1 protein-coding gene is annotated in these 228 nt (G+C 50.0%); it reads left to right on the forward strand.

Annotated elements, in window-relative coordinates:
- Nucleotides 1–47 precede the first annotated feature (47 nt).
- Nucleotides 48–228 (forward strand): hypothetical protein (locus tag ACYQ78_RS40245; protein ID WP_459806262.1); only part of this gene is annotated, 181 nt, incomplete at its 3' end.

The following is a 228-nucleotide window of genomic DNA, read 5'->3' on the forward strand; positions in this document are numbered from 1 at the left end:
GTAAGTGCCATGGATGGGCTACCGCTTGTCGTATAAAGACGTGCAATATGACACTGGCGTCGTTTGAAAAGATAACAGCAGAGCTGAAGAAGAACTACAAGAGAGCCGTTCAGGTGTGGTTTAGGGACAACAAACTTCATGAACGAATTGGCGATCAGTTCAAACCCATCTCCAGCGAAGACAGGAGACTGGTTTACCTTGACCCCACCCCAGTGCTCTGCGTGCGGG

The sequence above is a fragment of the Herbidospora sp. RD11066 genome, assembly GCF_054661255.1.